General features: G+C 52.8%; 25 protein-coding genes and 2 pseudogenes. 13 read left to right on the top strand and 14 right to left on the bottom strand.

The features are described 5' to 3' along the window. The first annotated feature begins 912 nt into the window (after positions 1-912). Positions 913-1,173, top strand: a complete 261-nt coding sequence (locus IB237_RS14940) for a hypothetical protein (protein WP_192489489.1) — start codon at positions 913-915, stop codon at positions 1,171-1,173. 132 nt (positions 1,174-1,305) lie between these two features. Here IB237_RS14940 and IB237_RS14935 read toward each other — a convergent pair. Further along, positions 1,306-2,070 (bottom strand): annotated as a pseudogene (locus IB237_RS14935) (siderophore-interacting protein). Positions 2,071-2,819: 749 nt separating this feature from the next. Between IB237_RS14935 and IB237_RS14930 the strand changes: the two are divergent. Beyond that, entirely contained in the window at positions 2,820-4,025 is a 1,206-nt protein-coding gene (locus IB237_RS14930; RefSeq protein WP_192489488.1) for a CHASE3 domain-containing protein, read from the top strand. A gap of 405 nt (positions 4,026-4,430) precedes the next feature. Then, on the top strand, positions 4,431-4,751 hold the full coding sequence (locus IB237_RS14925; protein WP_192489487.1) for a helix-turn-helix transcriptional regulator: 321 nt from the start codon (positions 4,431-4,433) through the stop codon (positions 4,749-4,751). 270 nt (positions 4,752-5,021) lie between these two features. On the opposite strand, the gene IB237_RS14915 is transcribed toward IB237_RS14925, so the two are convergent. Both IB237_RS14915 and IB237_RS14910 read right to left on the bottom strand, forming a co-directional pair. Further along, complete coding sequence (locus tag IB237_RS14915; RefSeq protein WP_192489485.1) at positions 5,022-5,360, bottom strand: hypothetical protein; 339 nt, start codon at positions 5,358-5,360, stop codon at positions 5,022-5,024. Next, positions 5,357-5,779, bottom strand: a complete 423-nt coding sequence (locus tag IB237_RS14910; protein ID WP_192489484.1) for a hypothetical protein — start codon at positions 5,777-5,779, stop codon at positions 5,357-5,359. Before IB237_RS14910 ends, IB237_RS14915 begins: the two co-directional genes overlap by 4 nt. A gap of 6 nt (positions 5,780-5,785) precedes the next feature. Here IB237_RS14910 and IB237_RS14905 point away from each other — a divergent pair, with 6 nt between their 5' ends. From IB237_RS14905 to IB237_RS14895, 3 genes are all read left to right on the top strand, one after another. After that, positions 5,786-6,106: a hypothetical protein gene (locus IB237_RS14905; RefSeq protein WP_192489483.1), complete on the top strand. Its 321-nt coding sequence runs from the start codon at positions 5,786-5,788 to the stop codon at positions 6,104-6,106. Between the two features lie 10 nt (positions 6,107-6,116). Beyond that, on the top strand, positions 6,117-6,431 hold the full coding sequence (locus tag IB237_RS14900) for a hypothetical protein (RefSeq protein WP_192489482.1): 315 nt from the start codon (positions 6,117-6,119) through the stop codon (positions 6,429-6,431). Between the two features lie 120 nt (positions 6,432-6,551). Continuing rightward, the gene (locus IB237_RS14895; protein WP_192489481.1) at positions 6,552-6,713 is read left to right on the top strand and encodes a hypothetical protein; all 162 of its coding nucleotides are present in this window, start codon (positions 6,552-6,554) and stop codon (positions 6,711-6,713) included. A 151-nt stretch (positions 6,714-6,864) separates the two neighbouring features. Here IB237_RS14895 and IB237_RS14890 read toward each other — a convergent pair whose 3' ends face one another. The 3 genes from IB237_RS14890 to IB237_RS14880 all read right to left on the bottom strand — a co-directional run bounded on the left by IB237_RS14890 (position 6,865) and on the right by IB237_RS14880 (position 7,937). Further along, on the bottom strand, positions 6,865-7,041 hold the full coding sequence (locus tag IB237_RS14890) for a hypothetical protein (RefSeq protein WP_192489480.1): 177 nt from the start codon (positions 7,039-7,041) through the stop codon (positions 6,865-6,867). Positions 7,042-7,093: 52 nt separating this feature from the next. Beyond that, positions 7,094-7,594, bottom strand: a complete 501-nt coding sequence (locus tag IB237_RS14885; protein ID WP_192489479.1) for a ferritin-like domain-containing protein — start codon at positions 7,592-7,594, stop codon at positions 7,094-7,096. Between the two features lie 109 nt (positions 7,595-7,703). Then, positions 7,704-7,937 carry a hypothetical protein gene (locus IB237_RS14880; RefSeq protein ID WP_192489478.1) on the bottom strand — a complete coding sequence of 78 codons (234 nt, stop codon included), beginning with the start codon at positions 7,935-7,937 and terminating at the stop codon, positions 7,704-7,706. Between the two features lie 181 nt (positions 7,938-8,118). On the opposite strand from IB237_RS14880, the gene IB237_RS14875 reads away from it, so the two are divergent. Then, the gene (locus tag IB237_RS14875; RefSeq protein WP_192489477.1) at positions 8,119-11,457 is read left to right on the top strand and encodes a PAS domain S-box protein; all 3,339 of its coding nucleotides are present in this window, start codon (positions 8,119-8,121) and stop codon (positions 11,455-11,457) included. Positions 11,458-11,501: 44 nt separating this feature from the next. On the opposite strand, the gene IB237_RS14870 is transcribed toward IB237_RS14875, so the two are convergent. Then, positions 11,502-11,765, bottom strand: coding sequence for a hypothetical protein (locus IB237_RS14870; RefSeq protein WP_192489476.1), 264 nt, complete (start codon positions 11,763-11,765; stop codon positions 11,502-11,504). Positions 11,766-11,879: 114 nt separating this feature from the next. On the opposite strand from IB237_RS14870, the gene IB237_RS14865 reads away from it, so the two are divergent. Continuing rightward, positions 11,880-12,728: a Crp/Fnr family transcriptional regulator gene (locus IB237_RS14865; RefSeq protein ID WP_192489475.1), complete on the top strand. Its 849-nt coding sequence runs from the start codon at positions 11,880-11,882 to the stop codon at positions 12,726-12,728. 426 nt (positions 12,729-13,154) lie between these two features. Here the strand turns inward: IB237_RS14865 and IB237_RS14855 are convergent, their stop codons facing one another. Then, positions 13,155-14,078 (bottom strand): SDR family oxidoreductase, encoded by a 924-nt coding sequence (locus tag IB237_RS14855; protein WP_192489474.1) that lies wholly within the window; start codon positions 14,076-14,078, stop codon positions 13,155-13,157. Positions 14,079-14,330: 252 nt separating this feature from the next. On the opposite strand from IB237_RS14855, the gene IB237_RS14850 reads away from it, so the two are divergent. Continuing rightward, a complete protein-coding gene (locus IB237_RS14850) occupies positions 14,331-14,708 on the top strand; it encodes a response regulator (protein WP_371815332.1) in 378 nt (125 codons plus the stop codon). On the opposite strand, the gene IB237_RS14845 is transcribed toward IB237_RS14850, so the two are convergent. The 3 genes from IB237_RS14845 to IB237_RS14835 form a co-directional block, all read right to left on the bottom strand. Continuing rightward, complete coding sequence (locus IB237_RS14845) at positions 14,695-16,197, bottom strand: sensor histidine kinase (protein ID WP_192489473.1); 1,503 nt, start codon at positions 16,195-16,197, stop codon at positions 14,695-14,697. The genes IB237_RS14850 and IB237_RS14845 overlap by 14 nt on opposite strands. A gap of 149 nt (positions 16,198-16,346) precedes the next feature. Next, positions 16,347-16,853 carry a sigma-70 family RNA polymerase sigma factor gene (locus IB237_RS14840; protein WP_192489472.1) on the bottom strand — a complete coding sequence of 169 codons (507 nt, stop codon included), beginning with the start codon at positions 16,851-16,853 and terminating at the stop codon, positions 16,347-16,349. Between the two features lie 59 nt (positions 16,854-16,912). Beyond that, entirely contained in the window at positions 16,913-17,155 is a 243-nt protein-coding gene (locus IB237_RS14835; RefSeq protein WP_192489471.1) for a hypothetical protein, read from the bottom strand. 269 nt (positions 17,156-17,424) lie between these two features. Between IB237_RS14835 and IB237_RS14830 the strand changes: the two genes are divergently transcribed. The 3 genes from IB237_RS14830 to IB237_RS14820 are packed head-to-tail and all read left to right on the top strand — an operon-like array spanning position 17,425 to position 20,876. Beyond that, a complete protein-coding gene (locus IB237_RS14830) occupies positions 17,425-19,218 on the top strand; it encodes a YbhB/YbcL family Raf kinase inhibitor-like protein (RefSeq protein WP_192489470.1) in 1,794 nt (597 codons plus the stop codon). A gap of 42 nt (positions 19,219-19,260) precedes the next feature. Continuing rightward, the gene (locus IB237_RS14825) at positions 19,261-20,310 is read left to right on the top strand and encodes an alpha/beta hydrolase (RefSeq protein WP_192489469.1); all 1,050 of its coding nucleotides are present in this window, start codon (positions 19,261-19,263) and stop codon (positions 20,308-20,310) included. Between the two features lie 23 nt (positions 20,311-20,333). Continuing rightward, positions 20,334-20,876 (top strand): DUF4142 domain-containing protein, encoded by a 543-nt coding sequence (locus IB237_RS14820; protein WP_192489468.1) that lies wholly within the window; start codon positions 20,334-20,336, stop codon positions 20,874-20,876. A 61-nt stretch (positions 20,877-20,937) separates the two neighbouring features. Here IB237_RS14820 and IB237_RS14815 read toward each other — a convergent pair whose 3' ends face one another. The 3 genes from IB237_RS14815 to IB237_RS14805 all read right to left on the bottom strand — a co-directional run bounded on the left by IB237_RS14815 (position 20,938) and on the right by IB237_RS14805 (position 22,939). Next, positions 20,938-21,090, bottom strand: a complete 153-nt coding sequence (locus tag IB237_RS14815; RefSeq protein ID WP_192489467.1) for a hypothetical protein — start codon at positions 21,088-21,090, stop codon at positions 20,938-20,940. Positions 21,091-21,544: 454 nt separating this feature from the next. After that, positions 21,545-22,408, bottom strand: coding sequence for an SDR family oxidoreductase (locus IB237_RS14810; protein ID WP_192489466.1), 864 nt, complete (start codon positions 22,406-22,408; stop codon positions 21,545-21,547). A gap of 303 nt (positions 22,409-22,711) precedes the next feature. Next, complete coding sequence (locus IB237_RS14805) at positions 22,712-22,939, bottom strand: hypothetical protein (RefSeq protein WP_192489465.1); 228 nt, start codon at positions 22,937-22,939, stop codon at positions 22,712-22,714. 503 nt (positions 22,940-23,442) lie between these two features. Between IB237_RS14805 and IB237_RS14800 the strand changes: the two are divergent. Beyond that, positions 23,443-24,733: pseudogene (locus tag IB237_RS14800) on the top strand (hypothetical protein); the annotation flags it as partial.

Raw genomic sequence — 24,733 nt, 5'->3', positions numbered from 1 at the left:
GAAGACCGGCCCAAATGCCGTCATTCCAGCAATTGCAGACCATGTTCTGAGCTTGTCTAGCTTGGTCAATTTGCTCCTATGACTATCGTCGCCCATGGCTATCTCACGTCACGGTTGCTGTAAGCTGGGAGGGAGTCTGGATATCTCGCGTCATATGATCCGCACGCTTTCGCCCTCAGTAGCAGACTTGCATTTTAACTTGGCCGGCTATGCAGATGTCCACGACAGTCGATCGTCTCCGGTTTCTCAGCTTTTTCTGCGCGTTTGAGACTTTACCGCCGCACTAAATCCTATGCGAAATTCTCGTTCAACAATGTTGTGTGAGAACACCAGGCAGACTAAACAAATCCGCATGAAACGAATGGTTGTATTTCTGATGGTCAGCTTGGCCCTGTTATGCGCCGCATGTACACAATCACCTGATAACTCCGACGCATTTCGCCGTAACATTCCCTGCGGGATCGAAGTTGAGGAGCCTGGCTTTGCGACGTCAGACTATACTGGGATCGGTGGTCCTGGTGACTTCGTTGCCGTATTCGCTGAATTCAATCTCTCGCAAACCAGCGTGGAACAGGTCAGAAAAGGAGAAATACCATTTCTGACATCGCTAAAGTGCGTGAAATCCCGCCCTCGGCCTCGAGACAATCCGCGAAGTTATCTTGATTGGACGAAAACTCCTGGAACACTCGTGTCACGTTGTGATGGCACTGAATACGGTTCGCTAAATGAATACTTGTCTCGTCGGGATATTGTCTTGCACATACCAGATGCCCTTGCTGCTGACCTACACAGGAGCATTAGTGAGCCAGGCAATTTCATTGGGCGTCAAAATCGCGGATACCTGATCTTGTCCTTAAGCAACAACAAGGCCTATTACATTTTTGCGAACTAGGCGTCGAAATTGGCAGTGTGATGGATATCGACAAACCTGCACACCGGTTCCCAAGATGGTTTGTGCTTCTGACGTTTCCACTGTCGGTTATCGTTACCACAGCAGCCTTCCTGGCGCATGAGGCCAAGCTGCAAGCCCTGCTGATATTTCTAAACGCGTTCTATCTGGAGTGTCCGGTGCTGTTTGTGAAAAGTCTCCAGTTAGCAGCAGGCCGTTATGAGCGCTCGCTTTCCCAGAAAGTAAGTTTGTCTCACCGTAGTATTTCTACAATACTACGGTGAGAGATTGTAAACCAACCTAAGCGCGAGCTTGGTTGGCAATATAGACACCCTCAATCATCTTTCGTGATTAAATAGCTAACTTATCGCTTACGTTGCATATCAGCATCATGTGCAGTCAGATTGGATTGCATATCACCGACTCCAGTACGATGCTGCCCGTATTTCTGCTTTCTGGAGCCCACGAGCGAGGAGGATTTCTCTAGCCTCGTTTACCTCTGATCGTTCGCTCGCGAACCACACGAAGCGGTCTTTATCGGGGATGTCGAGTTCTCACAAAGCGTCAATCAGGGATACACCTCCGCCACGAACTATCCAGCGCACCGAAATGGAATCTCGTTCAGGTAGGGGCTGAGCATCACGGCGATCTGGGATGAGAACTGAGGCCGTTGCCATGACGTCAGTTGAGAGATTTTCCAGAATACGGGCAATGGCGGGTAACGCAGTCTCGTCGCCGAAGAGTGCAATCCAGTTTGCAGTCGGCAACCACTCACCGCCAGGCCCCATCAATGCAACGTCCATGCCGACATTCAATGTTTCACACCATTGGGTCACCCGCCCACCACTATGTGTGAAGACATCAAATTCCAGCGCTGCCGTTTCCGGCTCCAATCTTCGGGTCGTGTAGACTGGCCGATGCCATGCTGCGATGCCTCCAGGCCAGTCCGTACGTCCTGTCTCGGATATGTATGGCCATTCACCTTTGTTACCGTCAGGTGGGAAAAGCAATCGAAAATGCAAACCGTCGCGAGAGAACCGATCCAGTTCTGGACCAGACAGGCGGACACGATAGTACGATGGGGATAGTCGTTCACAGGAAACAACTTTCGCGAACGTCAAGCTAGGCGGTGCTTGACCCACATCGACCTGAGACCAACGTCTGTCCGGTGCAGCCAACATTTCATCCAGCCGGTGATCGACAGCTTCCTGCAACAGGTGAAGCTTCATCGAATCGCTTGCATTCAGCGTAAGGCGCAGACCTTTTCTCTCTGGGATCGCTAATAACTGCCCCCAGGGCAGTTCCAATTTGAGCCCATCCGATGTTTCCTTGTAGGGCAACGAACGTTCTATCGCTCGCGCTCTGATCATTTCGATCCCCTGATCCGGGGGCACTTGAAGCAGCGTCGTGGTTTGCATGTTCAGACATCCAGCCGAGTCAGAATCCAGTTCGAGGCGATACGATTTGCCGCCCGACGCCAACAGCGAACTATGGGTGGCGTCAGCCTAGATCCCAACACCTTATTAGCAAAGCGGAAATATGATTGGGCGGTCTTACCACACTCACTATGAAGGTGCCGATCGCTAGCCCACTTCGCCTTGACCTAACGTCACTGTTAGCTGGACATGGGGAGGCTCGGGGTTGGCCTTCCTTGATCTTAAAGTGTGAGCGTCTTCGTCCATGAGACGCCTTAATCGAAAAAAACCTCGACCACGCAAGTGGCCGAAGTTTTACACATACTGAAAATAGGTCCCTCAAAAGTCTCTCAGCAATGTTAGCGCATTCGCATATGCGGAACTCTAATAAAACTAATCAATTCGAGCTATGGGGACCGTGTGAACGAAGTTCAGAACCATGCGTTTCTGAATTAGTCAGATATTACGGTAGTACCTGACGTCCCGACGAACCTCTCCGCAGCAGGATCACATACATGCGTCGCGCTTCTGTCATTGATTCAAGGATTTCTGGGAAGCTTGCAAGCGGAGCGATGCCTATCACTGCCACAGTCGTTGGGCTTGTTCTTGGCGTCGCAATATTCCTATCGGTGTGGATAGCGTCAGAAGACTCGGAGGCAGATCAGGCTTTCCGAGCAACCGTTGCATACCAGAACGGTGTCGCTGATCTGATGTCATCCATTCAAGACGCTGAGATCGGGCAACGAGGGTATCTTCTTACGGGTGATGAACTCTATTTAAATCCTTACAACGTCGCTATGGCGTCGTTGGACAACATCATCGACAAACTCGCAGAGGTAGATAGCACCCCTGTGCAGACATCAAATATCGCAGCGCTTCGAAGTCTCGTTGCGCAGAAGAAATCTGAGCTCCAGCAGAGCGTCGAGCTTCGTCGCTTGGATGAGCCAGCATCGATTGCACTCATGAGGACCGGTCAGGGTAAAATCCTGATGGATGGCATACGGGCTGTCATCCACCAAATGAAAGAAGATGGTGTCGCGCAGTTAGCTACGCGGCTGGAAGCGGTCGCTCTTGGAAAGAGGCGAATGCAAACCCTGCTCGTTATATTTGCAATTCTCGCAGGGGGCTTGAGTATTCTTGTCGTGCGCGCGACGGTCACGCGCGCAAAAGCGGCCGAGAAGACGAGAGATGAGCTTCTGGGGCACGCCGATCGACGCCTGATGGCGGTCATGGCTGCGGACTTGGTCGGTTATAGCAGGATGATGGAAATTGACGAAGCAGACACACTCAATCGGCTCAAATCTGCCAGACACGGCATTGATGCGATCATTGAGGACCACAGTGGCGTCATTATCACGACGGCCGGAGACAGCATCGTAGCCGCTTTTTCGAGTGCCCTGTCAGCAATCGATTGCGCTATTGAAATTCAGAAGCATTTGGGAATGCAGAACATCGACAGATCAGAAAATGATCGACTTCGGTTCAGAATCGGAATGAACGTTGGCGACGTGATTATCGACAATGGTGATATTTTTGGCGACACTGTGAACATAGCGGCGCGGTTGGAAAGCATTTCGGAACCTGGGGGAATATGCGTTTCACGATCAGTGAGAGATCATGTCAGAAAGCACCGAAAGCTAAAGTTTGAGGATGCAGGTTTTCAACGGGTAAAGAACATTTCCAAACCCATCAGCACCTTCAGAGTCTATGCTGAAGATTGATGTCCTGTGCCTTCCGGCACGGCCTTGCAAGGTCGGCCACTTTGTATATTATCGAGTGCGAACAGGTGGGGCGCTCATCTCCCGTTCCGTTGCCATCGCGAGAAACCGGAAAAAACCGCGATGTTCACCATCCCTGTCGCGTCCGGTTGACACGGCCCGCGCTCTGTAGGTGAACTCAATCGATTGCAGTTTGTTCCGAAGTGATCGGTACCGAAGGGTCTGAGTTTGATTGGCTGTATGATCACGATCTGAGCGCTCTGGTTTACGAACTTGAGATGGTCCTTACCGCTGAGGGCAAGCTTCACCCTTCCATGCGCAGACAGCAGGAAAACATAAGCTGCTGTTTCAGACAATTCTTGGGCTTTCCCCTATGGCATCTTACGCCTAATCTAGGAGCTTGGTAGAATGTACTCAAATGCTTCAAAAGCCCGGTTGCTGACAAACCTTTCAAACGCTACGCGGCTTGAAATGCTCTCGCTCATGACTAAACGAGAAGTGTCCGTTGGTGAGCTTTGTTCAAAAATGACCATAAGCCAGTCTGCAGTATCCCAGCATCTGGCAAAACTGAGGTCGGATGGTTTGGTCAGCACACGCCGTAAATCTCAAATTGTCTACTACACTTGCACAAACGTAGGAGTGCACCGTGTTTTGAATTTACTTGACGAAATTTTCAGTCCGGAATTTGCGGCTAAGAACATGTATGTATTTAAAGACACCACTACGTAAAGTTGACGCAAAGCTCGACGTTCGGCACTTGGCTCGCGACCGATAACGGGCCAATTTGCGATAATCGGTTCTTCGCGGATTTTGCCGCCGACCAGACCACGTAAATCCTTGGGCGTTGTTACTGGATTTAACACATAAAGCCGTCTCGATGGCAAGGTTCGGATGCGCAGAACGAGGCGATAGTCGAGTATGGCACTGGTCCAGTAAACCACCCCCCCCCCCCCCCGCAGTAATCGGCGTATTGTGATCTGACGGCTGGCCCCGAAGGGACTACTGCGCCGTAAAGAATGTAAGCAGGACCTTGCCCTTATCGCCAACAAGGCAAACAAAGCGATCGGGCTTTCCAGTCTGACCACCACGAGCGATGTATGCATCGCCCATAATTACAGTCTTCACAGCAACGTCTTCAACTGTCGTGTCGGCCGCGCTAACCGCGAGCGTTTCCATATCTAGAACAAGGTCTGTTATCTCGGGCGCTCTCTCCTTGAGCGCAATTAGCCCTGTGGACTGACAGGCTTGCGCGGCAGCGTCATTGCTCGTCTGTGCGTAGCTTGTTAACGCGGTCATGCTGACGACGCTAAAAATTGTGAGAGCTAGAATAATCTTCATAGTGATAACCCCAAACCACGAAACTGTATGTGGGCACAAGTCATTGGTCGGTTGTTGGTTCCCTTGAAACGAATTTGGGTTGGATTTATCGCCTGAGGGCCAGCTTTACTCGTGCCTGCGCAGGCAGCAGCTGCAGTCTCTGACATTTCTTCCAGTATCTGCATGTGGCCCCAGTCGCCGAAATTCAAACCCATATGTCCTTCCGCACCAGCGGAAACAATCATTGCGACAATGAACAGGAGAATGTCGGCAAATGGAAAGCGCCATGTGACAATCAGAAACCTGAGAACGTAAATACCGTTGCCCTTAATTGAAAAGGCCGCGCAGATCAGACCTGCGACGATAAGTGCAGGCGTGATGTACGGCTTGTACCAAAGCTGCGAGGAAGAGAAAAACGGTCCCTCATCTTCGTTGGACAACGGGGTATGAAAACTCCGCCCCCAGCCCAGCTCGCGAAATGCCAAGACGGTCCATACAAGAGAAACGGCGAGCCAGAACCACCTAAGCTTAGTGTGATTATCTATTGGAAACCAGGGCGCCATGGCCGCACCGCCCAACAAGAAAAGAACCTGGCTAATCTCAGACTCATGATTTGCAGTTTCCAGTCACCTTATGACGATGTGATTTCACTGAAGCCGCAGTGTGTCTACGCCATTACGCTGGATTTGAAGGTCTTCCGGCAGCTTTCTGTAGCTTCGTCCACATTGCGATTGCCGTTTTTTCCCTTTATCTTTGACGAAGTTTGATGAGGGGGAAATGAGTAACTCTGTTTCTGCCTTCATTTCTGAATTGATCCGAGACGCGAACCAGATCGAAAAACTGGGTGACTTTGAAAAAAGTCGGATGCTCGAACGCGCAGTGACAACGATCAAGGACATGCGCGAACAGCTCGGATTGCTGCCAGGATCAACGCTGCGTGATCCGGTCATAGATTTGCAAATAGCTGCAGAGCTGATTCCACTAGGTCACACAGACGATGGCAAGGTAAAACGCGCGATGTTGGAAGCAGCTGAAATTCTTCGTACGCTGAAGATCGTTAGAGACGCAAACGACGAGCTGAAGAAGCTCTGAGCTCATGGCCACGGGGGGCTTCTTTTGTATGCTAACGAAACGATATTCATGAATGGCCGCAATCAGATGACATGCGAGCTCGCGCCTGATCCACCGGACCCATTGAAGGAGCGGAAGGGCATGAACGGAAAAGATGCATACCCCGACGTTCTTGACGATCCTGAGTACACATTTGCATCGTTACCGGAATGGAAAACACTCGCGATCCATTCCAAGAGCTGTGACCGTGTTGCGCCGGTCAATCGCTGGGGGATGCCTCGAAAACATGAAAGCAGTGCGTGAAAACCGTGTTGCTCCCCAAGCTACGTTGCCAGTGCGGGCCAAAAGGCAACGTCGAGTGGCGCATAGGGATGTTGCCACGATAAATCCGTCGGCGTATTTCCCTTATTTGTGGCTTGCATCGCGACGGCCGACAATAAAGGTGCTCGGCGTGTCACGACTTATGGTCGCCCTTGTCACCTTCGCCGGGCTTTGCTTCATGTTTAGCAGCGTGACGCTTGTCGGCTGAAAGAGATTTGCCGACATCGACCGATTCCTTAAACTGGCCATTGTCATCTCGGCGAACGTAACGCTTGTCCGTTCCGGTGTCGATAAATTCGCGCTTGCTCATCGGTTTCTCCCTTGGAAAATGGGCCGCCTTTGGAGCGACCCATATTTTGGTCTCAAGCTTTTTTTTGGCCCTTGGCATTTGCCGAAGCTTTAGCCAGCTGGGTCAGTTTTTTGTCAGTCGCTTCTTCCTCTTGCAGGTTTTGCTGCAACAGGGGAACCGCATCAGTAAGACCGAGCTGTTTTGCCCATTCGATCAAAGTGCCATAACGAGCAATCTCGTAGTGCTCGACTGCCTGCGCCGACGAAATCAAGCCTGCGTCCAAGGCGGGACTGTCCTTAAAGTCGTCGATAATTTCCTCACCCTCAGCGATGATGCCTTGGATAGCTTCGCAGGTTTTCCCGCGCGCGGGTTTGCCAAGCAACTCGAACACTTGTTCCAGCCGGTCAATTTGACCTTGCGTCTCATCTCGGTGCTGTAGGAAACCGGCTTTGCCTTCCTCGGACTGCGCAGCTCTCGCCATTTTTGGAAGCGTCTTCAAGATTTGCTTTTCAGCGTAATAAATGTCCTTGAGTGTATCGAGAAACAGATCGTCCAATGTTTTTGTCGTAGCCATTTCGAACCTCTTTGTTGGAATACGACTACTAAATTCTCAGTTTCGAGAAACAGTTCCGCGTTGTACTAACCCACGGGTCGCTCAAAGCAGACCTCAGAGCCGCCATGTCTTATTTAGCATCCGGCTGGATGGGGACATAAACGCCACGTGGTGGCTTTGCGTCATCTATATGTCCAGTGTTTTCGGAGAACCCTCGCTCCTTAGCCGCACGGACACCATCTGCCATTCGCGCATCCTGATAAGGGCACAAATATCCGGTTTCCCCTGCATTAGTCCACTCTACCCAATGGCGTTCGGCGTCGGACCGTATCACAACGCTGAGCGTCTGATCTGTCTTCGGCATCTGGTAATTCTCCTGAGGTCCTCAAATATGTGTGGCGAAGTACCCAACATACCGGAGCGACCCAAAAGGTCTAGCGGCAGCATCGGAATGCGGAGCTTACGCCTCCGTACGCTTCTGGGACTTTACTGTTTGCGTGTGCTTCTTTACGCAAGACCAACGGTTTAACTGGGGCTTGGTTAGCATGAATACATCCGCGGGCGCCGACACGGCATGGGTCCATAATATGCTTGGCGGTCTGCCGACCGACCACATCGGCCCGTTTGAACAATGGCCAGCGGATTTGAAGACCACGTTTCGCACAATGGTTGCGTCGCCGCACCAGGTCGTCTTGTTCTGGGGAGAAGAATATCTCGCTCTTTACAACGAAGCCTACGCTCCCACCATTGGCGTGAAGCATCCTGAGGCTTTCGGCCGTCCGGCGCGCGATTACTGGAGCGAGCTATGGGACGACCTTAAACCTCTTCTCGATCAGGTCATGATTGGTGGCAATCCTGTATTTCTCAAGGATCGACCCTTCTATATTGAACGTCACGGTCATCCGGAAACCGTTACCTTCGATATTGCCTACTCCGCAGTGCCGATGTCCGATGGTGCCGTTGGCGGTGTCCTATGCATTGTCAGCGAAACGACCGAGCGCACCAAAGGCGAACAACGCCTCAGAGAAAGTGAAGCTCGGTTTCGTAACATGGCGGATCACGCACCTGTTATGATGTGGGTGGTCGATGAGATCGGCTCGTGCACCTACCTAAATACCAAATGGTACGAGTTTACAGGACAATCTCAGGAAGAAGCAGAAGGCTTTGGTTGGCTCGACGCTACTCATCCTGATGATAAAGAAGTGGCGACGCGAACATTTCTGGAAGCTCTGGCTCGCCGGGAGGGTTTTCGACTTGAGTATCGTCTTCGCCGCCACGATGGCGCTTACCGGTGGGCGATTGATGCCGCCGAGCCGCGTTTTTCTCCCGAGGGTACATTTCTTGGTTATATTGGCTCGGTCATCGACATTGACGAGCGGCACGATATGGAACAGAAGCTTTGGGAAAGCGAAAGCGGACTAAGGGCTCTCACCAACTCCATCGATCAAATGGTCTGGGCGACACGACCCGACGGTTTCCATGACTTTTACAATGATCGTTGGTATGAGTTTACCGGCGTGGAACCAGGCTCGACAGATGGAGCTGGCTGGAACGAGATCTTCCATCCCGACGATCGTGACCGCGCGTGGGCGGTATGGCAGGATTGCTTACACACCGGTAAACCATATCACATCGAATATCGTTTGCGCCATTCTTCGGGACAATATCGCTGGGTCATCGGTCGAGCAAATCCAATCCACAACTCTGTCGGCCAGATCACACGCTGGTATGGCACCTGCACAGACGTTCACGAACTAAAAATCGCGGAAATTCAGCGAACCGCTATCATGAATTTTGATGAGCAAGTTGCTGGGCTCCGTGATCCCGGCGATATCGTGCAAGCTGCGGTACAGACAATCGGAAGTCTTATGAAGGTCAGTCGGGCTGGCTACGGGACTATCGATGAAGCTCTCGAGACTGTATCGATAGAACACGACTGGACCACTGGCGGCATGAGCAGCCTGAGTGGCTTAAGACGCTTTCGCGACTACGGCATGTTCATTGATGACCTCAAGAACGGCAAAATCGTTGTAATACCCGACGCCGAGCATGATCCCCGAACGCGAGACCGCGCCGTGGCGCTGGAGGCAATTTCTGCTCGTGCTAGCGTGAATGTTCCATTGAGGGAGCAAAGTGGACTCGTCGCCGTCCTATTCGTCAACAATTCAACTCCCACAGATTGGCGCGATGAGGATGTGACATTTCTGAAAGAAATGTCAGCAAGACTTCGAAACGCTGTCGAACGGAGGCGCGCCGAAAATGAGCTTTTGCAACTCACTGAAAGTCTCGAAGAAAAAGTCACTCAAAGAACGGAAGAATTGCGAGCTTCTGAAGAGCGTTTGCGCCACAGCCAGAAGCTTGAGACCATCGGTAAGCTAACCGGCGGTGTCGCACATGATTTCAACAATTTGCTGCAAGTTGTTTCGGGTAACCTCCATCTTCTGCAGAAAGATCTTGTTGGAGACGAGAAAGCACAGCGTCGTCTGACAAACGCTATGTCAGGCGTTAATCGCGGTGCAAAATTGGCAAGCCAGCTGCTGGCCTTTGGACGGCGTCAGGCACTTGATCCAAAGATCATCAATGTCGGCCGCTTCCTGCGTGACATGGACGACATGCTGCGGCGGTCGATCGGCGAGGCCGTCGAAATTGAAATGGTTATCGCTGGTGGACTGTGGAACTGCCTTGCAGATCCAGCTCAGGTGGAAAATGCCGTCCTGAACCTCGCGATCAATGCCCGCGACGCGATGGACGGGCAGGGTAAGCTGACAGTTGAGGTCGGAAACGCCTTCTTGGATGACAACTATGCAGCCAAGCACGTCGAGGTCGAAGCCGGCCAGTATGTAATGATATCGGTGACTGACACAGGCTGCGGTATTCCCGCGGACATGATCGATCAGGTTTTTGAACCATTCTTTTCCACGAAGTCGGAGGGCAAAGGCACTGGCCTTGGCTTATCCATGGTATTCGGTTTCGTGAAGCAGTCAGGCGGTCACGTCAAAATCTATTCCGAAGTCGGTCATGGAACGACCGTACGCATCTATCTGCCGCGTGCGCTCGCAAGTGAGGATCGCGAGACGCCTATCGCCCTGGGACCGATTGTCGGAGGCTCGGAAACCATTCTGGTTGCCGAAGATGACGATGAGGTGCGCACTACCGTGGTCGAGACGCTCAGTGACCTCGGATACAGTGTATTAAAGGCTTCCAGTGCGGAAGCAGCCCTTGTGATTATTGAATCTGGCATCGCGATCGACGTGCTGTTCACGGATGTCGTTATGCCTGGCAGTATGAAAAGTACCGAACTGGCAAAGCGCGCAAAAGAACGTCAACCCGATCTCGCGGTACTTTATACATCAGGTTACACCGAAAATTCGATTGTTCACGGCGGCAGACTTGATGCCGGCGTTGAACTGCTGTCCAAACCATACACCCGTGAGGCGCTGGCTCGTAAGATCCGGCATGTCCTTGGGAACCGTGCTCAGCGTACGCAGGTCCGATCTCAGAAGACAGCAGTGGTCAACGTCCCGGAACATACTGTTCCAACGCTCAACGTGCTGTTAGTCGAAGATGATGCGCTTATACGCATGAACACGGCGGAAATGCTTATCGATCTGGGTCACACCGTTCTGGAAGCGGGGTCCGGAAAGGAAGCTCTCATGGTGGCCCAGAGCAGCTTCGATCTTCTTGTGACCGATATCGGTCTACCTGACGTGTCCGGTTATGACCTCGTACGGGAGCTTCAAAGTGTAGGTCGGGTCTTCAAGGTTATTTTGGCGAGCGGACAATCGCGTGTAACGGACGAAGCGTTCTCTGGCGCGACCTTGATAACCAAGCCCTACAGTCAGGAAGATCTGGCTAACGCTATAAAAGAGATCTTAGGTCGTTGAAATCCGGCAGGATTAATCTCTCCAAAGGCCAGTGAAACAGGGCCTTACTCGCAGCTTGAGGGGCCAGTCTTTTCGACCCAAACGGCATCCATGAAACGCACTGTCATCAACACGGCTCCGTCATTCGTCGCAATCTCGATTGCTTGGCCGTCCCACACTCGTCCCTCGATCACTTGTCCCGCTAACAATTCCCGCGCAGCGGCCACCGCCTCAAGGCGGGCATCGTCCAGGCTCGCAAATTCGGCTCCCTCTGGATCGTGTATGATCGTATGCGCGTCGCGGCGATGGTGAAGATAGTAATAAGGCATCCTCTTTCCTTTTCCGGCCGAACCACCCAATCGCGGAACGGTTCCTTGATTTATGAATTCTGGTGGATACGTTGCGGCGCGATGCTGAAATCAAGGACCCTTTGAGGGACACGGATGTCAAAATTCTACGGGAATGTTCTTTTAAATCGACTTTCATCCCATGTGGCCGAGGAACTCGCATCGGATCTGGAGCGGGTTCGGCTGGAGCCTCTTCAATTGCTCGCTACCCGGTCAGAGACGCTTCCACATATCTATTTCCCGGAGACCGCAGTAATCGGTGTCCTGGCGTCAGCTGCAGGCGAAGACCACCAGCAGATTGGGCTAATCGGACGGGAAGGTGTCATCAACCACGCTTACCCGTCAGTGGACGACCGAATGCCCTGGACGATGCAGGTGCAGGTATCAGGAAGTGCCTGGCGCATCGATGCAAAGAAACTCGCCAGTTCAGCCAATCGCCATGAGGAACTCCATGCGATGCTCATTCGTGCTGATCGGGTCGCGCAAATTCAGTTGGCATCGAACGGGGTCTCCGCGCCGCGACGGGGCATTGAAGCGCGTCTCGCCAAATGGCTACTAATGTATTTTGATCGGCTGAACTGCGATGAACTGGGTGTAACTCATGACGCGTTGGCATTTGTTGTGGATGCTCGGCGCCCCCGTATTACCGAAGCGCTGCACGTATTGGAAGGTGAGGGTATGATTACCTGTAAACGCGGCAGCGTCGTTCTTCGAAACCGACAGGACCTCATAAAAGTCTCCGGCCCACTGTACGGAATGGCAGAGGCCGAATACCAGCGACTTCTTGGCGTGAACTTTCGGGAGGCGGAATCTTGCAGGATGAATTTGTCCGTTCCAGAAGTTACTGTAACCGGATCCAGAAATCTGTTTATCGCACCAGGCCCGTCAACCAGTGCTGACCCCAGAATGTCCGCGAGGGACGATACGGTTTCATCTAGCTTTTAATCGACTTAGCAGCGCCAGCCCCGAGGACGTTCACAGGCGGCACACCGGTGTCGCTCGAATTAATATTTCGTCCTGATCGAAACTAAGCTCCAGGGCCGCGCGGTAACCAACCCACCATTCACGATCGAGTTCTTCCACCATGACCTCTGCCACAACGATCGTGTCGTCTTCAACGCGAGCGCCTGCATCCCAAAGCCTCCTAGCAGGAGAGTTGACATACAGGGTTACTCCGCCAAACGTTCGACAAGTTCCTTCTTCAATTGCTCGATCTTGCGCTGCGCATCGTCAACATTTGAAGGCAAGAAGATTTCAATGAGTTGGCTCAATTTCCTCTCTCCCACGGAGCAGTAACACGTTGATCATCAATGATCCTGCAGAAGATGAGGCACGTGTCGGTTTTGAAATGACATATCGCAGTTAGCTCGGCTATTCGTTCGCATCTTCGTGTTTCATGCGGGCTCTAATCCCGCCATCCATCCCCAGACCGTCTAGCATGGGTTCGTAGATGGCTCCCGTGTGAAAGGACCTGTCGCCGCCACGATCCGATTGCTTCTTTGCAATGTTGGCCGACATCCGCTCCGTGAGGTCTGGCATCAAATGGTGAGACAGATCGGAGGCTTTAGCCTTCCAACCCACTGGACGCTCTTCTTTAGGATTGAGGCATGATCTCACAATTGCATCGACTACAATCTCAGGATCGTCCATCATCGCCATACGTGGTGCCCGGCCTGTGTAGTTCGCGGCATGGTCCCACCACGGCGTATCAACCGCCCATGGCATGATCGTACCAACCTTTATGTCGTCCATCTGGGCAAGCCGTAATTCTTCGTTGAGAGAACGGCTTAGACTGAGGACGCCGGCTTTTGTGGCCGCATAGGTATTCTGAAGAGCCAAGGGAACTTCACTATCGATCGACCCAGTGTTTATGAGGGTGCCGTAACCCTGAACGATGAATTGACGAAGCGCGACATGCGCACCGTAAATCAGGCCTTTGAGGTTGACATCAACGAGGCGGGAATGATCTTCGATCGGGATATCCCAAAAATAACCGATAGCCCCAACGCCAACGTTATTAATCCAGACATCTATGCGTCCAAACTGATTGATGGCGGCTTCCGCAATTTCTGAAACCTGCGCCGGATCTGACACGTCGGCCTCGACAGCGAAAGCTTTTCCGCCCGCACTTGCAATCTCAGCAACGATCTCGTCCAACATATGTTTGCGCCGCGCGGCAACGACAACCGACGCGCCTTCGGCTGCAAGCTTAATGGCGCTTCCGCGCCCAAAGCCGCTTGAGGCACCGACAACAACAACGACCAGATCACGTAACTTGTCAGGGCGAGCGCTCATATTTAGATCTCCATTGATTGTCAGATGAGAAGATCGAGGAGAACAGAATGTTCCAAAGTCCCAGTGGATTGTTCCATTTTGTAACTAACCGCCTTCCTAATGGAAGTGGCGTAGCATGGCCGGCAGCAGCGATACTGCAGATTAAGGGACGGCTAACTGCATAGGCGCCGCGACTGCCAGTTCAGGCACTATTGAAGGAGCCTTTGGAACTCATTTTTGGGAAAGAGGTTAGGGTGTTGTGGAAGGTGAGCTATGAGTACATTGCACGAACAGAAAACCGTCGTATTGGTTGTCGAAGACGAGGGTCTGATCCGCATTGATGCGGTTGACGCCCTTTCAGATGCGGGTTTCGAATTGCTTGAGGCGACGTGCGGTGATCAAGCCGTAGCTATTCTTCGAGAGCGAGAGGACATCGATGTCGTTTTTACTGATGTCCATATGCCCGGATCCATTGACGGTCTGGCCCTTTCAAAGAAAATAAGGGATGAGTGGCCACGGATTGGGGTCATCATTGCTTCAGGGATTGCCCGCCTCACTGAGGGTAGCCTCCCTTCGAGAACAGTGTTCTTCGAAAAGCCTTATGAACATGATCAGATCATAGGCGCGGTGAACTGTCTCACTGGTCGATAGTGCCCGACTTAGGTGGGAGTTTACCAGTTAAGCGAAAACGAACACCCTCTGGCGGAAACTCCAGAGTCGTCTCGCCGGTAAAATATGGGCCAATCATGCGACGGATCAGGCGAGAGCCGAATCCAGTCGATATCGGCTCCACAACCGGTGGGCCATCTTGCTCGGTCCACTGGAGTTCAAATCTCCCGTCGGCTTCGACAGTCCAGGTGATTTTGACGTTGCCTACGTCACCAGAAAGCGCGCCATATTTTACCGCATTTGTTGCGAGTTCATGCAGTCCCAAAGAAAGGCCGATCGCCTGAGGCGGTTCTAACCGATGATCCGGTCCATCCCATGACAAACGGCCATCACCGGCTTCGTGAGGTGCTAGCGCGCTCGTGACTACAGACATGATATCTGCCGCCGAATTGCCTGCACCCATGAGAATGTCCTGGGCCATCGCGAGGGCGTTCACCCGTTTAACGATAGCATCCCGCCCCTGTTCGAGGGTAGGGCTGTTTTTCAACGTTTGATGGACGATTGCCTGCACAATAGAGAGCGTGTTTTTGATACGGTGAGCAGCTTCGGCCATGATTTGAGCCTTCCGTTCAGCCTCTTCCGCCTGGGCAGTGATGTCCTTTGTCACCACCCCATATCCTATCAGTTGCCCGTCGCCGTCCTTAATCGGAAACATGCTAAACAGCGCAGGGACCTCGACGCCCGTTGCGAAATTACGCAGCCTGAGTTCCTGTTCGCAACTGTTGCCAGATTTGATGGCTGGTTTAATCTCTTCGAGGAAAGCAGCTTTGTCAGCTTCAGCGAGGTAATCGATAACACTCTTTGGCGGCTGTACATCGCTCGCCAAGCCGACGAGAGCTCTAGCCGCGTCGTTAAGGAAAACTACTTCCCCACGCTCATTGGCAATCCCGATAAAATCGGAAGACTGCCGAACGACCCGTTCAAAATTTGTTTTTTCCTGTTCTGCCTTGCGTGTACGAAGCAGTAGCCGGCGTTGCAACGCGATACGCTTTCGGAGTTCCAACTGTGTCATTGTTTGCTTGGCAAGGAACCTCAGCATTCGAATCTGTTGGTCGGAAAATTCTCGGACGTTGTAATCGAGTACGCATACCGTTCCGATCGGCAAACCCTCAGGCGTTTTCAGCAGTGCACCAGCATAAGCTCGGATATGCGGGGCATCCGTAACCAGGGGATTGCAATCGAACCGCGGATCCTTCGTGGCGTCCGGAACCACCATCGTGTCTTCGAGTAATAAGGCATGACGGCAAAAAGCAGTTTCGAGCGGCGTCGACCGCACGCCTAGTCCCACCTCGGCCTTAAAAAACTGCCGCGTCGTGTCGACCAGATTGACGACAGCTATTGGAGCCCCGCAGATTTCAGAGGCGACCCGCGCCAGATCATCGAAGTCTTCTTCACGCGGTGTGTCGAGCACATCGTATGAATGGAGGGCCGCAGATCGCTGCTCCTCATCCCAAGTGATCTCGTCCGCCATACTGCAGTTCTCGTTTGGATCTAGCAACATTTCCCAACCTTTGAAGGTGAGCCGATCGTACAGAAGCTGGTGCAAAAATCCAACGGAATCAGTTCGAAAACAATATAAGTACGGTTACCTCTGCTCAAACGTTAGTGAATTTTCCTAACCTATATAGAAGCCGCATTTGAAACGCCGTCACCTAGTGCTTTTGCCAAATGCATTCGTCCGCGACTAACGCGGCTTTTGACAGTTCCCAAGGCGCAATTGCATTTGCGCGCGACGTCTTCGTAATTTTCCCCGTCGAGAAATACCATTTTCATGGCTTCATGAAGGTTGTCCGGTAGGTCTCGGAAAGCAGTTTGTAATTCCTTGCCGCGAATAATCCACTCCTGAGAGGGGGCCACACGAGACTTTTCGATTATATCATCAAGACCAAAGACAAAGCGTTTGTTGCGCTGATACTGAGACAAAAAACTGTTTCGCATGATTGTGAACAACCATGATTTCAGCTGGGTTCCCGGTTTAAAGAGATGGATAGATGCAAGCGCTCGGGTGAGAGTTTCCTGCACGAGGTCGTCCACGTCATTTTCATTTCGATGAAATCTGCGGGCGAAGCGGCGGAGGGCCGGAATTAATGCAACTACCTCATGTTGAAGCTGGACTGCGCTATCCATCGGAACCTCATCTCAAATGAAGATGCGAGAGAAATGCGCGTTGTTTTATAAAGTTCCAGTCAAACATAATGGCAGTGCGACGATGAACGAGCCCCATAAACAGCAAGCGAATAGACACCTTCTAATACACCATGCACAGAGACGGGCTGACTTCCCATCGCAGCTAACGAAGCGCGCTTTAATCGCTTAATCGAAAAGTATTCAGATCGACCCGCAACAAAGTCATACAGTTCGTGGCCTGCTAAACCCTTTGCCAAACCACGAACCAAGTGTCTTTCTACGTCACTGAGTTTCTTTCCCATAAGAACTTCCCAAAGAGACCCCACAGTAAATGGATTCAAGCCGGAACGGTTGCACTCCGCGGGAGGTTTATGAGCAACAACTTAATGGTCAGGCGAATCCAGAACCGACATAGGCACCAGCGATTTGCTTGGTACGCTCAGGCGGCGAAACGCAGCGCTGATGAAGTGGGGGAGCGCGGCTGTCGGGGAAACCAACAGGATTTCGGAAAAACTCGGGAACAAACGTCAGAAGCGGAGGTTCGGGGCGGACACACTGGAGATTTTGCACGATGGTATTTGGATCAAAGCAAGTATTTTTTCTTTGCAGTGCCTTAATTATCCCCGCCAACATCGCTGTCGCGCAACAGGGCGACGGGACAGACGTTCAGATCACTACAAACATCTTCAAGCCGAACAAGGTCACCCCTACCAGGGATCGTATCGGGGAGTTAAAAGTTCCCGATGGTTTTTCCGTAAAACCGTTTGCGCAAGGTCTGGGCAACAGCCGCATCATCGCAGTCTCAAAACGAGGACACATTTACGTCAGTCGGCGCGAAGAAGGCGACGTGTTGTTGCTGAAAGATGAGGATGGTGATGGCAAGGCTGACACGGCGCCAGTCAAAGTCGCTGCACGAGCTCAGACGCATGGCCTCGCCATAAAGGACAACAGGCTATATCTCGTCACGGTGAAAGAAGTGTTCGTCGCTGATATCCGACAAGATGGCACCTTGGGCCCACTTAAACTCATCATCGGTGATCTTCCCGATGCTGGACAGCATCCGAACCGAGTTATGGCTTTCGGTCCCGACGGAATGCTCTATATCAGTGTCGGCTCCACCTGCAATGCTTGTAACGAAAGCAATGCCGAAAACGCGACAATACTGCGCGCCAGTCCTGATGGAAAAAGCCGGACGATCTTTGCTTCGGGACTGCGCAATACGATCGGGTTCGACTGGCACCCGGATACTGGCGAATTATGGGGGCTCGATCACGGCATCGATTTGCTGGGTGATGAGGTTCAGCCTGAGGAACTTAATCGGCTGGAGCAGGGCAAGCAGTATGGCTGGCCACATGTCTTCGGTAAGGGCGACCTTTATCCGCAATCCAACCCTGTTGGCGGGTTGACGAAAGAACAATGGCGCGACCAAAGCCAGCCCATGGTTATCGGCTATACCGCTCACGCAGCACCCATGCAGATGATGTTTTACAACGGCCAAGCATTCCCCGCAGATTTCGCGGGCGATGCGTTTGCAACGATGCGAGGCTCTTGGAATAGAAATCCCGCATCTGGCTATGAAGTCGTTAGAATACGTTTCGAAAATGGCGAGCCACAATCGATCGAACCTTTTCTTACGGGTTTTCTGACTGACAGCGGCAAGGCCCACTTTGCTCGTCCCGTCGGTTTGGCTATGGCCAAGGATGGATCCCTTTTAATGGCGGATGATGCCAACGGCGTGATTTATCGTATCGCTTACGACGGTGATGGCGAAAGATTAACCGACAAGAAAGCTGTTCCAGACGCGCCGATGAAAACACAAGCTGATAAAGGTTCAGGTGTGCCGCTTGCACTGTCTCGTCCCGAGACGGACACAGAGTCGAGGCTCTCCCTGTCTTCCGACAGTTTTGCAGCAAATGGGTCAATACCCCAAAAGCATAGTGAATACGCAGACGGTGTATCGCCCACATTGACATGGGCAACCGTACCGAATGCCGTATCCTACGCAATCATCATGGAAGATCCCGACGCCAGTCCGATCAAGCCCTTCGTACATTGGGTAGCGTGGAATATCCCCGGCACGGTGGAAGGCCTGCCTGAGGGACTGCAAGAACAGCTACGGCTCGTAGAGCCGGAAGGTGTGCTGCAAGGTCGGAATAGTTCTGGAACACATGGATATTTTGGGCCGAAACCTCCGGTCGGCGATGCAGCGCACCACTATCACTTCCAAGTGCTGGCACTGGACGTCATGCTGGATATTCCTGCTACATCCGACCGAGATGCGCTTCTTTCGGCTATCGACGGGCACGTCGTGGCCAAGGGTGAGCTCATCGGCCTCTATCAACAGACGGTCCAGCCTCCGAAATAATGATCCGCGCCCTCGCATAGGTCTCTTTTATTGAGGAATAACATGTCATTTCTTCACTCCACCCTACGTGCCACCAGCCTTGCAGCCACCATCATTTCAACTAGTCTTGCTGCGCAGGCCCAACAACCGAAACTTGACCCCCAAATGCAGGACGTGCTCGATGCCCTGAAGGGTCTTGACGCCAAACCTTTCCATACATTGAGCGTTGCGGATGCTCGCGCCCAGGCAAGCGCTGCCGACGCCGCGCGAGCAGTCCAACGTGAAAAGAAGGTTTCGCCCCTGCCAGAGGCCAAGATCGTCACCCAGGACATTGCGATCCCGAGCGCCTCGGGTGCGCTGCCTGCGCGCGCCTATATTCCAGAGGGAACAGGCCCATTCCCGGTCATAGTCTATTATCACGGTGGAGGCTGGGTTGTTGCTGACATCAACACCTATGACGCGTCAGCGCGGGCGTTAGCACTCGGCGCAAATGCTATCGTGATCTCCGCCGACTATCACCATGCGCCGGAAAGCAAATTTCCGGCACAACATGACGACGCTTGGGCAGCGTATGTGTGGACAGTGGAAAACATCCATACCCTCAACGGTGACGCAAGCCGGATCGCTGTTGCAGGCGAAAGTGCCGGCGCTAACCTTGCTGCAAATGTCGCGCTGATGGCCAAATCCAGGAAAGCGACAATGCCGGTGCATCAGCTGCTGGTTTATCCAATAGCTGGTAACGACTTCAATACGCCGTCGTATCAGGAAAACGCCGGGGCGTCTCCGCTGGGTAAAGCGGACATGGAATGGTTTGTAGCGCAGGTCTTCACCTCAAAAGACCAGACCGCCGATCCGCGAATAAACCTCGTAGGAAGAGACGATCTTCGTGGGCTGCCATCTGCAACCGTCATTACCGCCCAATTCGATCCGCTTCGTTCTGAGGGCCAGAGTTACGCTGAAAAAATGAAGACAGCCGGCGTACCCGTGAACCTGATCAACTACGACGGTGTAACCCACGAATTTTTCGGAATGGCCAAAGTGATAGACAGAGCGAAAGTGGCTGTTGAAGCTGCCACCGCCGATCTCAAGAAAGCATTTGAGAAGAATAACTAAAGCCCTTCAAGGAGCACCCAACGATGAAATCCTCGCTGCACATGCTTGCCATCTCCATGATGCTCGTGGCTCCGCCGCTTATGGCACAAGAAATGAAACCGAAGCCCGCGGGCGATGCCGTCCCGATGATGATTATTGACCGCCCGTCATTCGTCAAAATGACCTCAAGTTCAAACGAATTTGAAATCCTCTCAAGCAAACTTGTGGGGCAGAAGACAAACAATGAGCGGATCAAACAGATCGCGGATATGATCATTGCAGATCATACAAAGGCTGGCAAAAAACTGGAGGAGACGCTTGCAGAAAAAGATGCCGCCCCCCCAAGCCCGATCCAGTTGTTGCCAAAACATAAGAAAATGCTCGACCAGTTGCAGAGTGCTGAAGGCAAGGATTTCGAAGTGCTGTACGTAGACGTTCAGACCCAAGCCCACATGGAGGCCGTCGCTCTTTTTCGAACCTATGCCGGCTCAGGCGAGGATCAGTCACTTGTGGGTTTCGCTAAGGAGACACTCCCTCGCTTGGAAACCCATCTCGCACATGTGATTATGCTTATCGATGAGCTCTAGTGTCTCTCTTGCTGGCCACGCTGCACAGTGGGCGCTTTGCGCGAAAGCGTCGGGAGGGGCTTCAGTATATGCTTATCAAAACCAAGACTTGGTATGCCAATAAGGCTGCGCCAATTACAACCCCAATGATCAGCAAGTTTAAATCGCTGGCCCTTTCAATTGGCGGCTTTGCTGGTGATGGGAAGTCAGGTCGGTCATTAGAAAGATATTTCATATTGATCTCCTCGTTATCCAACGTGACCGAAGATCCAAAGGTTCCTACTTCAAGGTGGTAAAGGCGCCGGAGGCGGTGTTCTGTAGACTTTCGGAAATGTCAGAAGGCGGGTGCTCAAGTTAAAGCGTCCCGCGCAGCGAATTTTGCCCGCCAGTTCAAGAAGTCGTCTGATCGGGCATCTTTTGCGCCGCTCATATGGAAGCGCAGAGGGCTGCCTAGGTTTCAGGTTGGCCCGATAGGTGAGCGCATCGCAATAGATTCATCACGTTGTCGGCTCCCTCACAAAAAAGCGCGTCTCCTTGAGAGACGCGCTAAGTTCCAACGGGCACCATCTACGGGGTCACCGCAATGGCAAAAATCTAACTCTAACGCCGGGAATGTGTTCCAACGAAATATCGGCCGTAGCTTAGCCGTAAGCAGAAACGGACGCTGCCCAGGCGCGGCCTCAATTTCCTCAGATCATGATCTCTCCGCCTGTCACGGGAATGACGGCTCCGGTCATATAGCTTCCGAGATCGGAGGCGAGCAGAACGTACGCCCCAGCCAACTCCGCTGGTTGCCCAGCTCGGCCTATGAGTGTGCTCTTTCCAAATTTGGCAGCCTTCTCGGCCGGCATGGTGGAAGGTATAAGCGGCGTCCAAATCGGACCAGGTGCCACCGCGTTCACACGAATGCCTTTTTCCGCAAGCATTTCCGCCAAACCCGCAGTGAAGTTGGAAATAGCGCCTTTGGTAGAAGCATATGCCAGAAGCTGAGGCGAAGGCTGCCGCGACTGGATCGAGGTTGTGTTGATAATTGAGCTGCCGGGCTTCATGTGGGGAGCGGCCGCCTTCGACAGGAAGAACGGCGCGTAAATGTTGGTACGGAACGTTTCGTCCCATTCTTCAGCGGTAATGTCAGCTATATCGGAATATGTGCGCTGGAACGCAGCGTTGTTGACAAGGATGTCGACGCCACCCAATTCGTCGACGGCGCGCTTCACGAGATCGTTGCAATGTCCCTCGGATTTAATATCGCCTGGAACGATTATAGCTTTACGTCCGGCTTCCTCAACCCACTTCGCGGTGTCGCGGGCGTCGTCGTCCTCGTTGAGGTAGGAAATAACGACATCGGCGCCTTCTCGGGCAAATGCAATGGCGACAGCCTTGCCGATCCCGGAATCAGCGCCCGTGATGAGGGCGACTTTGCCCGTGAGCTTGCCGTCGCCCGTATAGGACTTTTCACCATGGTCAGGGACAGGTTCCATCTTCTCAGTCTTGCCCGGTGGCTCCTGCTGCTGTTCTGGATATGGCGGGGTGGGGTATCGTGTATCTTCCATCACGGCTCTCCTTTTTAGGGGTTAGTGCGGTTAACCACCTTCAAGCACCTCCTGTTCCGAAAGTGGATTTCAGCGGCCGCGAATACAGCCATGCCTTCGCGCCATAGAATGCAGCCACACGGTCTCTGGGCGGTCATCCTGCCTTTCGGGACTTCAGCTCTTTCGCGACCGACTTCTTTAGCGCGTCCATAATGTTTACGACGTTGCTCTTTTTCCCGTCATCACCTTTGGCAGATTTTGAAGCCTTCGTCGGCTTCTTGGCCTTCTTCTTAAACCACCTGTCAATCTGAGAGACGAAGCCAATTACAACACCGGCTTTTCTGGCGAAATCACCAAGAGCAATAACTTGCTACGAAAGCACGGGCTTGCTTCGGTTCTGGTCGAGTAGCTGATGCTGGCGCGCCGTGCAAGACGCTCCAAGGTCAGGTCCGGGTCCATCCAGTCTTCGCATTGCAGTTGGGCAGACATGAAGCGTACGTCACGAACGCCATCACATGACATGCGAACTCGCGCCAGATCTACCGGAGTCATTGAGGCCGTCGAAGTGCAAAGAAAGAACGGACCACTATCCCGACGTTCTTGACGATCCCGAGTACACATTCGCCTCGTTGCCAGAATGGAAAACACTCGCGATCCATTGCAAGACCTGTGACCGCGTTGCGCCGGTCGATCGCTGGGAGATGGCTCGAAAACATGGAAAGCAGTGTGTCATCACTATGTTGCTCCCCAAGCTACGTTGCCAGTGCGGGGCAAAAGGCAACAGTGAATGGCGGATGGGAATGTTGGCGCGTTGATGTACGATGTGCATCCGCTTTCGGCCACAATCGCCCCCTCGCTTATTGGCTTCGCTGGATCAACAGCAAGCTACCCTTTTTGTTGCCAATTTGCGGCACTCGTCTCAACACTACTATGAGTTGCCAGAAAATATTTGACTCATCAGAGATATTTATCAGAATTTCATCAACTGATTTGCTGAAATACGCTGACGTAACGGATCCGGCCCCGCGTGGGCAGGGATGGGGGCTTGTACCAAGATGAATGATAAACATACTACTTTGGCAGCCAGTACCGGCACTTCCCGGCGTGCGAACCGCCTCAACACCTCAACCGCAATTGTCATGATGGCCAGCGTATTTGGCGTGCTGTCTTCGGGAACTGCTTGGTCTGCGGAGCCAGATGGTTTCCAATATTTGGGCCGCCTCAACGGTGGTGGTTATTCTTATGCTTATGCCATCAGTGCCGATGGCTCGGTTGTCGTTGGTTCTGCAGGTGACGGAAATAGTGGGAACCGTCAGCGGGCGGTCCGCTGGTCCGGTGCCTCAAACAGCATAGTCAGTTTGGGAACGCTTAACGGGGGACATACTTCAATGGCCTTCGCGGTAACTGCAGATGGTTCGGTCGTGGTCGGTTATGCATCGGATGGCAATATCGGCAACGAGGGCCGCGCTTTCCGCTGGACCGAAGCTTCCAACACCATGGTCAGCCTGGGTACCCTGAATGGTGGGGATTATTCCTATGCTATGGGTGTCAGCGCCGATGGCAAGGTCGTGGTCGGGTATGCCACGGATGGCAATGTTGGCAATCATAGCCGCGTCGCTTTCCGCTGGACCGAAGAGTCCAACACCATGGTGAGCCTGGGTACACTCAATGGCGGCGCGTTTTCGTATGCTAATGGCGTCAGCGCCGATGGCAAAGTCGTCGTCGGTTATGCAACGGATGGCAGTGTCGGACATGTTAGCCGTGCCTTTCGCTGGACCGAAGCGTCCAACACCATGGTCAGCTTGGGGACCCTGAATGGTGGGGCTTTTTCGTACGCCAATGTTGTCAGCGCCGATGGTTCGGTCGTGGTCGGTTATGCAGGAGATGGCAGTGTCGGCAATGCTAACCGCGCTTTCCGCTGGACCGAAGCATCTAACACCATGGTCAGCCTTGGCACAGTGAACTTCGGGTCAGAGTCAATAGCGACGGGCGTCAATGCCGATGGCTCAGTCGTGGTCGGTCATTCGGCGGATGGCAATGCTGGTAATTTACGGCGCGCCTTCCGCTGGACAGACGCCACTGGCATGATCTCGGTTGAGGATTGGCTGCGTAACAACGGCGTGACCGTTGCCAGCGATTTTACCAATAGTGCTGGGGGTGTCAGCGCGGATGGCAGTGTTATCGTCGGTGAAACGTCAACCGGCGCGGCCTTCCTGGCTCGTGTTGCCTCAACCGGTTCGGGCATCATCGACATGAACGAGTTTGCCGGTTCACTTGCCGCCAAACCAACAGCCAATGTCGGTCTTAACTTTGCGGGCACTGTTCTCAACGGTGCGCATGGCGAGC

Source organism: Agrobacterium sp. AGB01 (genome assembly GCF_014851585.1).
Lineage (GTDB): Bacteria > Pseudomonadota > Alphaproteobacteria > Rhizobiales > Rhizobiaceae > Agrobacterium.
Note: the sequence above shows the minus strand (reverse complement) of the source record. Positions and strands in the feature narration are given on the sequence as shown.

What these genes read in the sequence shown, in the direction of transcription:
- IB237_RS14815 (WP_192489467.1), bottom strand. Translation starts at nt 21,090, where the DNA reads ATGAAATATCTTTCTAATGACCGACCTGACTTCCCATCACCAGCAAAG.
- IB237_RS14820 (WP_192489468.1), top strand. Translation starts at nt 20,334, where the DNA reads ATGAAATCCTCGCTGCACATGCTTGCCATCTCCATGATGCTCGTGGCT.
- IB237_RS14830 (WP_192489470.1), top strand. Translation starts at nt 17,425, where the DNA reads ATGGTATTTGGATCAAAGCAAGTATTTTTTCTTTGCAGTGCCTTAATT.
- IB237_RS14875 (WP_192489477.1), top strand. Translation starts at nt 8,119, where the DNA reads ATGAATACATCCGCGGGCGCCGACACGGCATGGGTCCATAATATGCTT.
- IB237_RS14845 (WP_192489473.1), bottom strand. Translation starts at nt 16,197, where the DNA reads ATGGCGGACGAGATCACTTGGGATGAGGAGCAGCGATCTGCGGCCCTC.
- IB237_RS14880 (WP_192489478.1), bottom strand. Translation starts at nt 7,937, where the DNA reads ATGCCGAAGACAGATCAGACGCTCAGCGTTGTGATACGGTCCGACGCC.
- IB237_RS14930 (WP_192489488.1), top strand. Translation starts at nt 2,820, where the DNA reads ATGCGTCGCGCTTCTGTCATTGATTCAAGGATTTCTGGGAAGCTTGCA.
- IB237_RS14940 (WP_192489489.1), top strand. Translation starts at nt 913, where the DNA reads ATGGATATCGACAAACCTGCACACCGGTTCCCAAGATGGTTTGTGCTT.
- IB237_RS14865 (WP_192489475.1), top strand. Translation starts at nt 11,880, where the DNA reads ATGTCAAAATTCTACGGGAATGTTCTTTTAAATCGACTTTCATCCCAT.
- IB237_RS14895 (WP_192489481.1), top strand. Translation starts at nt 6,552, where the DNA reads ATGAACGGAAAAGATGCATACCCCGACGTTCTTGACGATCCTGAGTAC.
- IB237_RS14925 (WP_192489487.1), top strand. Translation starts at nt 4,431, where the DNA reads ATGTACTCAAATGCTTCAAAAGCCCGGTTGCTGACAAACCTTTCAAAC.
- IB237_RS14890 (WP_192489480.1), bottom strand. Translation starts at nt 7,041, where the DNA reads ATGAGCAAGCGCGAATTTATCGACACCGGAACGGACAAGCGTTACGTT.
- IB237_RS14805 (WP_192489465.1), bottom strand. Translation starts at nt 22,939, where the DNA reads ATGACTCCGGTAGATCTGGCGCGAGTTCGCATGTCATGTGATGGCGTT.
- IB237_RS14915 (WP_192489485.1), bottom strand. Translation starts at nt 5,360, where the DNA reads ATGAAGATTATTCTAGCTCTCACAATTTTTAGCGTCGTCAGCATGACC.
- IB237_RS14900 (WP_192489482.1), top strand. Translation starts at nt 6,117, where the DNA reads ATGAGTAACTCTGTTTCTGCCTTCATTTCTGAATTGATCCGAGACGCG.
- IB237_RS14870 (WP_192489476.1), bottom strand. Translation starts at nt 11,765, where the DNA reads ATGCCTTATTACTATCTTCACCATCGCCGCGACGCGCATACGATCATA.
- IB237_RS14850 (WP_371815332.1), top strand. Translation starts at nt 14,331, where the DNA reads ATGAGTACATTGCACGAACAGAAAACCGTCGTATTGGTTGTCGAAGAC.
- IB237_RS14840 (WP_192489472.1), bottom strand. Translation starts at nt 16,853, where the DNA reads ATGGATAGCGCAGTCCAGCTTCAACATGAGGTAGTTGCATTAATTCCG.
- IB237_RS14855 (WP_192489474.1), bottom strand. Translation starts at nt 14,078, where the DNA reads ATGAGCGCTCGCCCTGACAAGTTACGTGATCTGGTCGTTGTTGTTGTC.
- IB237_RS14835 (WP_192489471.1), bottom strand. Translation starts at nt 17,155, where the DNA reads ATGGGAAAGAAACTCAGTGACGTAGAAAGACACTTGGTTCGTGGTTTG.
- IB237_RS14885 (WP_192489479.1), bottom strand. Translation starts at nt 7,594, where the DNA reads ATGGCTACGACAAAAACATTGGACGATCTGTTTCTCGATACACTCAAG.
- IB237_RS14825 (WP_192489469.1), top strand. Translation starts at nt 19,261, where the DNA reads ATGTCATTTCTTCACTCCACCCTACGTGCCACCAGCCTTGCAGCCACC.
- IB237_RS14810 (WP_192489466.1), bottom strand. Translation starts at nt 22,408, where the DNA reads ATGGAAGATACACGATACCCCACCCCGCCATATCCAGAACAGCAGCAG.
- IB237_RS14905 (WP_192489483.1), top strand. Translation starts at nt 5,786, where the DNA reads ATGAAAACTCCGCCCCCAGCCCAGCTCGCGAAATGCCAAGACGGTCCA.